The organism is Leisingera sp. ANG-M1 (genome assembly GCF_000813745.1).
Lineage (GTDB): Bacteria > Pseudomonadota > Alphaproteobacteria > Rhodobacterales > Rhodobacteraceae > Leisingera.
The window spans coordinates 103,023-109,284 of the sequence record NZ_JWLC01000029.1; the positions used below are offsets into that span (position 1 = coordinate 103,023).

6 protein-coding genes are annotated in these 6,262 nt (G+C 54.9%); 3 read left to right on the top strand and 3 right to left on the bottom strand.

Annotated elements, in window-relative coordinates; all coding sequences use genetic code 11:
• Positions 1 to 185: 185 nt before the first annotated feature.
• A complete protein-coding gene (locus RA19_RS23305) occupies positions 186 to 788 on the bottom strand; it encodes a short chain dehydrogenase (RefSeq protein ID WP_039167460.1) in 603 nt (200 codons plus the stop codon).
• A 38-nt stretch (positions 789 to 826) separates the two neighbouring features.
• Complete coding sequence (locus RA19_RS23310; protein WP_039167462.1) at positions 827 to 1,312, bottom strand: luciferase domain-containing protein; 486 nt, start codon at positions 1,310 to 1,312, stop codon at positions 827 to 829.
• An 83-nt stretch (positions 1,313 to 1,395) separates the two neighbouring features.
• Here RA19_RS23310 and RA19_RS23315 point away from each other — a divergent pair, with 83 nt between their 5' ends.
• Positions 1,396 to 2,280: a LysR family transcriptional regulator gene (locus tag RA19_RS23315; protein WP_052262014.1), complete on the top strand. Its 885-nt coding sequence runs from the start codon at positions 1,396 to 1,398 to the stop codon at positions 2,278 to 2,280.
• Between the two features lie 401 nt (positions 2,281 to 2,681).
• Here the strand turns inward: RA19_RS23315 and RA19_RS23320 are convergent, their stop codons facing one another.
• Complete coding sequence (locus tag RA19_RS23320) at positions 2,682 to 4,313, bottom strand: DUF4034 domain-containing protein (RefSeq protein ID WP_039167464.1); 1,632 nt, start codon at positions 4,311 to 4,313, stop codon at positions 2,682 to 2,684.
• A gap of 398 nt (positions 4,314 to 4,711) precedes the next feature.
• On the opposite strand from RA19_RS23320, the gene RA19_RS23325 reads away from it, so the two are divergent.
• Together RA19_RS23325 and RA19_RS23330 are read left to right on the top strand one after the other, a co-directional pair.
• Entirely contained in the window at positions 4,712 to 5,083 is a 372-nt protein-coding gene (locus RA19_RS23325) for a hypothetical protein (protein WP_039167466.1), read from the top strand.
• A 434-nt stretch (positions 5,084 to 5,517) separates the two neighbouring features.
• A complete protein-coding gene (locus tag RA19_RS23330; RefSeq protein ID WP_039167468.1) occupies positions 5,518 to 5,862 on the top strand; it encodes a hypothetical protein in 345 nt (114 codons plus the stop codon).
• Positions 5,863 to 6,262: the final 400 nt, after the last annotated feature.

A 6,262-nucleotide genomic window follows, 5' to 3' on the forward strand; every position in this document is an offset into this window, starting at 1 on the left:
AGCAGAGCAGTTCTCACTCCCTTGGTCTGAACACAGTGCTTTTGTTGGGCCTAATCGAACTAAGGACTGCTGCTACCGCGGGTTTGTGCCCGACAGAAGGAGCAACAAGTCAGCGCAGTCATGTTAGAAGCTGCACTGACCGTTTCAGAAAGTTTGAGATGCAGGAACGTCTTAGCCGGCAAGATCTACGCGTAGTCGGGTGCGTCGAAAACAGCCCCAGTAAGATCACCTTCGACAGCGGCGAGATAAGCCTTGGCGGTGTCTGCCGCCGAAAGCCCTGAACTGGAGTCCATTCCCATCACTTCCATCGTCTCTTTGACGAATACCGGGCTGACAGTATTCACTCTCAGGCCGCGTCCAAGCTCCAGAGCTGCGGCTTTGGAGAAGGACTCCAGCGCTCCGTTCGCCAGGCTGATCACAACGGATCCAGGCATGGGATTGCGCGACAGAATACCCGCTGTGAGCGTGAACGACCCGCCGTCGCTGATGTGCGCCTGCCCGATCCGCACGAGGTTGATCTGCCCCATCAGTTTGTTCTGAAGTGCCAGATCATAGGCAGCATCGTCCAGTTCCGAGAAAGGGGCGAAGCCTGCGAGACCGGCGGTGCTGACGACCGCATCAACCTGCCCTATGGAATTATACATCGCTTCGATGGAAGCTTTGGAGCCGAGGTCGACCCTGACGTCGCCGTCATTGTATCCGGCGCGGATGACCGTGTGGTTCTCGGCCAAGGCATCTGCGACCGCTTTGCCAATGGTGCCCGTCGCACCTACGACCAGGATGTTCATCATGTTTCTCCAGTTTGTTCGAGTTCAAGTTTGACAGATCATGCTTCCGCAGGGCTTGTGCCGGTTGCATATTCGTAGGAACGCCGGATGATGGTTTTGACAGTTTCCAGCCCGGCCTCGTCCCGGGGTGAAAACACCATCACCAGTCCAATCGAGCGGAGACCTTTCAGAACAAGCGTGTGATGCTCACCCCATCCCTTTTCGACAACTTCGAGAGCTTCGTCCTTCGGCAACTGAACGTGCAGGCTGCCGTTGTCGGGGTGCGGATGGATATGGGCAAACTCGCGTCCAGCCATAAAGGCCTCATGGTTGCAGGTGGCATTATCGTGCATGACCAACGCCCTTGCGCCAGGAACCGATACCAGACTGTGGTGCTCTTCGACCCCGGGCAGGGCGAAGGCCCAATCCCGCATCCGATCAACGATGTGATCTGGCCCATGCTGTGTGACTTGGGCATGCGGCAGCCCATGGGTGGTCTGGGGTTTTGGACCAGCGCGCTGCGGGAGGTTCAATGCTTGTCTCATGGCGTTTCTCCATTTCGATGCAGGACGAACTTAGATTGATGGTTCGCGCAAAGTAATTCACAGTGAATGCAAGGAGGCCTTGCATGAATGCACAAACATTGGACTGGAGCGATATCCCGTTCGTTCTGGCGGTCTGCGAGGCTGGAAGCCTGTCCGGTGCTGCGCGGCAGCTTGGGGTCAACCACTCCACCGTGTTCCGCCGGATTGAGGGCGTCGAAGCCAGGCTGGGCGTCCGGCTGTTTGAAAGGCTGAGCCATGGCTATGTGATGACCGCAGCCGGTGAGCATTTCTACCGGAGCGGCCTGCAGCTCCGCGACGGTATGAACGGCATTCAACGGGAGCTTGGCGGGCAGGATCTGCGTCTGGAAGGCGTCTTGACCGTCACCACGACGGATTCATTGCTTTATACTCTGTCGCCAGTGTTCGTGGCGTTTCAGAACCGGTTTCCGGATGTCGAGTTGCGGCTGCTGTCTGGCACACGGCCGCTTGATCTGATGCAGCGGGACGCAGACATCGCTTTGCGCCCAACACGAAACCCTCCGGAGCACTGGATCGGCCGCAATTTGGCACAGCTGAGTTTTGCAGCCTATGCGCATAAGGACTTTCTGGAGACTTGCCTGGATCTGCCAGAGGCCGAAAAGCGCTGGATCAGAATGAACGACAGTGCCAATCAATCAGCAATGAGCCAGATGACCACAGAGCTTAAACCCACGATGGCTCCGGTGACCCTTACCAACACGCTGATGGGAGTGTTCGAACTTGTGCGGGCCGGCCTTGGGATTGCTGTCTTGCCGGGTTACCTCGGTGAAACTTGCCCTGAACTGATCCGCGTGCATGAACCCCAAGAAAAGTATAACTCGAGCTTGTGGATGCTCGCACACCCTGACATCCGCCGGAGCGCGCGCGTTCATGCTTTCTTTGAATTTGCGGCGGCGGAATTCCGGGGCGGAGTAAAAGACTTCTGCTGAACATCAGCTTCCGGGCAAAGCCGCCAACTGCTGATCACTGAGTTCCGAGCGCTGAGTTATGGGGCCGGTAGACGTGCAGCCTGGGTGTCCATGAGACCCGCCTGGCGCGCGAAGAGGCGGCCCAATCCAGACATTCGTCACCATCCAACCGCCGCATTGCAGCGGTCGCCAAAGCGGCCATTGGCAACCGGGTGCAGCATTTTATACCTAGCAACGCCTCGCGGAACCTTGCCGCCATTCGGCGCACACGCAGTCTGGGCGGCCCATAGTGTCCGCATTGCACAGGAAACAGGCTTTGCAAAGCCCGACTGCAAGACACATTACTTGGCAGTCTTCAGCCACATCCCAATAGCCCATTTTATGGCAAAAAAGGATGCCGAAATCCGTCTGAATTCCCGATGTTACTCTGTGGACGTGGTATCGGCCACGAATGTCCTCAGAGCTCCAAGACCCATTACGGTGGGCGCAAAAGCTAAGGCCTCGATTTCTGCATTCAGCACATGTTTGCAATCGCCAGTCTGCGCCGCTTCGCGTGTGAGAACGTCGATCACGGGCTGGTATCCCTCAGCAAATGCATTGTTGGCGCTCTCGCCCAGACGAACTGCTTCCAACAGACGCCCGGCACGGATTATCGGACAAATGATATCGTCAGTTTCGTCGATATTGAGAAGAGCAATGTCCCAGCCATTGAATTTGACACCTTCTTCGCGCACTTTCCGGATGAGCATCAATTGAGTGACCTTCTTTCTCAAAAAGGTTTCCAGATATTCGGGGGCGTGCTGGCTGTAGTACACTGCATTGCCATAAAGATCATCCCAGCGGATCAAGTCAGCACCCTCTCGATGGGATAGGCGGCTGCGGGTCTCCATCGCACTCGCCAATCTGTCCCACTGTTCAGGATTGTAGGGGGCGATCACAACTCTGCGCAGCAAGAGGTCGAGCTCCTGCTCCGGGCTGGGCGAATTCTGGACCGGACTATAGCTCCAGCCGTTCTCTGTTCTCGTCACATGTGTGGATCTTTGTGACAGGATATCGAGCAATTCAGGGGAATAGGGATCATGAGCCAAGGCGTCTTCCGCACGGGTCTTCTCTAGCTCCAGCATCTCGTGATACTTAGGGGCAAAGCCATGGCGCTTGGCGACATAGTCGTCGTAGTATCTGGCCCGGCGCAGAGTATCGAAGCCATGTTCGTCACTGTAGCCGCGCAGATACTCTGCGTCCTCCCGTGACTGCGGATGGTTGTTTAGGCGCGCTATAAATTCCAGCTGGCCGAGAGAGGGATCGCTCTCTTCATCCAGCAAGCTGAGTGCCAGCTTTGGCCACTCATTTACAGGATTGCGTTGAACCAGAAAGGCGATCTGGCAGTAACGTGTGAGGTTGTTGCGTTCGTGTTCAGCCATCGGCGCGTAGTGTTCGCAGATTGCCTGCCCCATCTCATAACTGCCGCCATAGCCTGGATGGGTGAAGGTGAAAGCTCTCTCAATGGTACCCCAATTGGGTGCATCCTGCATGGTCTGGTCGAAAACGTCGAATGACTTTTGCCTGTTTCCGCCAGTGTTGCCCAGCAGGATAATCGCGTCAGAAGCGGGGATCAATTTGGGATTTGACTCATAAGCTTCAAGCGCCAGTTCCAGGCTATCATGATGCAGGAGGTAGTGTTTCTCCATCGCTTCGGGATGTGTTCGCCGGGCCGGCTTCTGCCCACGAACGATCCACCCCGCGCGATAATACACCCAAGCCTGTGCAACCTTTGCATAGGGCGAACCGGGGTGGGCATCTCGCCAACCCTCAACAAATGAAATCACATCAGGATGAGTAACCGCGAATATGCTGAACAGGGCACGCATGTCATAGGCCGATATTTCACCAGCCTCAAACGCTTGCTGTGCTGCATCTAGCCTGGTTTCAACCCGATCAACTTGCCGGTTGTATATAGCTTCCCTGAGTTGGGCCGCCGTAATCAGAGTAGTTTCGTCCGCTGCGGCTATTTGACTGGTTAGACAGCCAAGGACCAAAGCCACCCACTTCAACATCGGCTTTCCTCTCACCTAAAGTAGCTAGTCTGCGATGGGATTGTGAAACTTTAAGGGCAACACTGGGTCAGGAAGGATCAATTTGATTTTTCTCAGGCACGCTCCATCGCCTTGAGCTTCTGAGCAAATGCGCAGGTTGGGCCAAGGTCCGTTTCGGGCTGGGATCGACATGCTGCAGCTGCGAGGTGGCCTCACCTGACCAGCGGCAGCTAAGGGCTCGTGTCCGTCTGTTCTCCCCGCAGCGGGCGGCCGGATCCAACCAGCCTAGCTGTTCTCAACAGCTACGGACCTCAGAAGCGAGCTCAAGCCTACAAATTAGGCCTCAAACTAGGTAGGTTACATGCAAAGCGTGGTTTTTTGGTACTGGCAGCGCATCCAACCGAAGCCGGATAGAACACATGAGCATCGACTTAGACTATTTGGTGGATTGCAAGCGTGCGCGCCCCGATTGGACGCCGGATGATGGTGTGGCGTCTTCTTTCTATGAGTTGCTCATAGCAATGAATTCGCCATCTGGATATGTCTGGGTGGCTGTCGTTACCCTGTTCCTTTGGAAGAGAAACGCCCTTTCCGGCGCATTGCTGGCATTCCTTTCCTTAGCTCTTTTGGCAGACTGGAACTTGTTCAAGTATAATCTCGTTGATGATCTTTACCTCGGCCAACTAGGAGGCTGCGTCGGATCGCTTGAGGTTGCAAATGTTGTACTGCTGACCGCCAGTTTCCTCGGAATTGCCTTGGTTGGTTTTAGGGTATTCAGACGCGTATTTTGACAGCCAAGGCTCGGCGCTTGTCAGGTCCGCCCTGCTGTCTTTCCTTAGCGCACCTTTCAATGGCCGCTTCGCGCCGTTCGCGGCCTGCTGAATTCGCAAAGGGCCGTCCGCTGCTCGATGACCGCAATGGGCTCGGAACGACAATTGCGCTGTCGCGCTAAGCGAGTAAGCTGCGTCCAAAAAAGGGAGCAAGGTATGAGTAAGAATAGGGTTCTCTTGCTAGCGGTTAGTTGCGCAGCGGTTGGAGCTGGGATTATGCGCTCACTCGATACCGGGTCCTATGTTTTCGGTGCTCTTGTCGCCATTCTGTTCGCGGCCTTGTGTTCGAAGGTTGGCGGAAGTCCAGAAAGGAGGTCAGATGCACCTTTGATCAGTAGCAGATTCTTGTTTTGAAAACTCTTGATTGTGTGCTGAAGCTAGGACGGACCTTGAGAATGAAGAGCCTAAATCGCCACCAGATAACTCTATTTGGCACGCAGGCATTGCTTGACTGGCTGAAGTCAGTCAAGCCTGAACTGCGCAGATGGGACTTGCGCACCCTCAATCATCGACCGTCGGCATACTTAATTGAAATGGAGGATCAAAACTGCCACGGCTTGGTCCTTGAAAAGCACTTCAAAAAGGTCGTCGAGCAAGAGCTTTCTCAAAGCCTATATGTCCCTAAAGAACATTGGCCGTCCGAGATAACATTTGAATTGTTTCGGACATGGTTCTTCTACCAATACCATGAAGAAGTTTACGACCTTTCCTCTGACGAGTTGCTGGTTTTCGACGACTGATCCTATAGGTTAGACAATTTGCGTCCTATGCGGGCGCTGTATTTTCCGGGCATGATCGCTTTGTCCCGTAGACTGGGTCTTGGCCGCCGTGGGGGCAGTGTCGACTTCGTGAGGTGTCCATCAAAGGAAGGCTTTGGTTCCTTCCGACAAGCGGACCTTCAATGACAACCTTTTCTTCCGCAACAGGATCGGCTCTGCAGCCGCTATCCAAGGTCTGCATTAGGCTTTATCACTGTCTCTGAGGTTTTGGCCGTTGTTGTATGTCTGCCACAGTGCGAGTTGAGCTCGTTTGCTTCCACAGTGCTTCCAGCGGTTGCGGTGGCGCGAACGCGGGAAGCGCCCCTTGTGGCGCTATCATCTTGATTTGGCTGTAGTATTTTGGTTGCGGGAGCAGGATTTG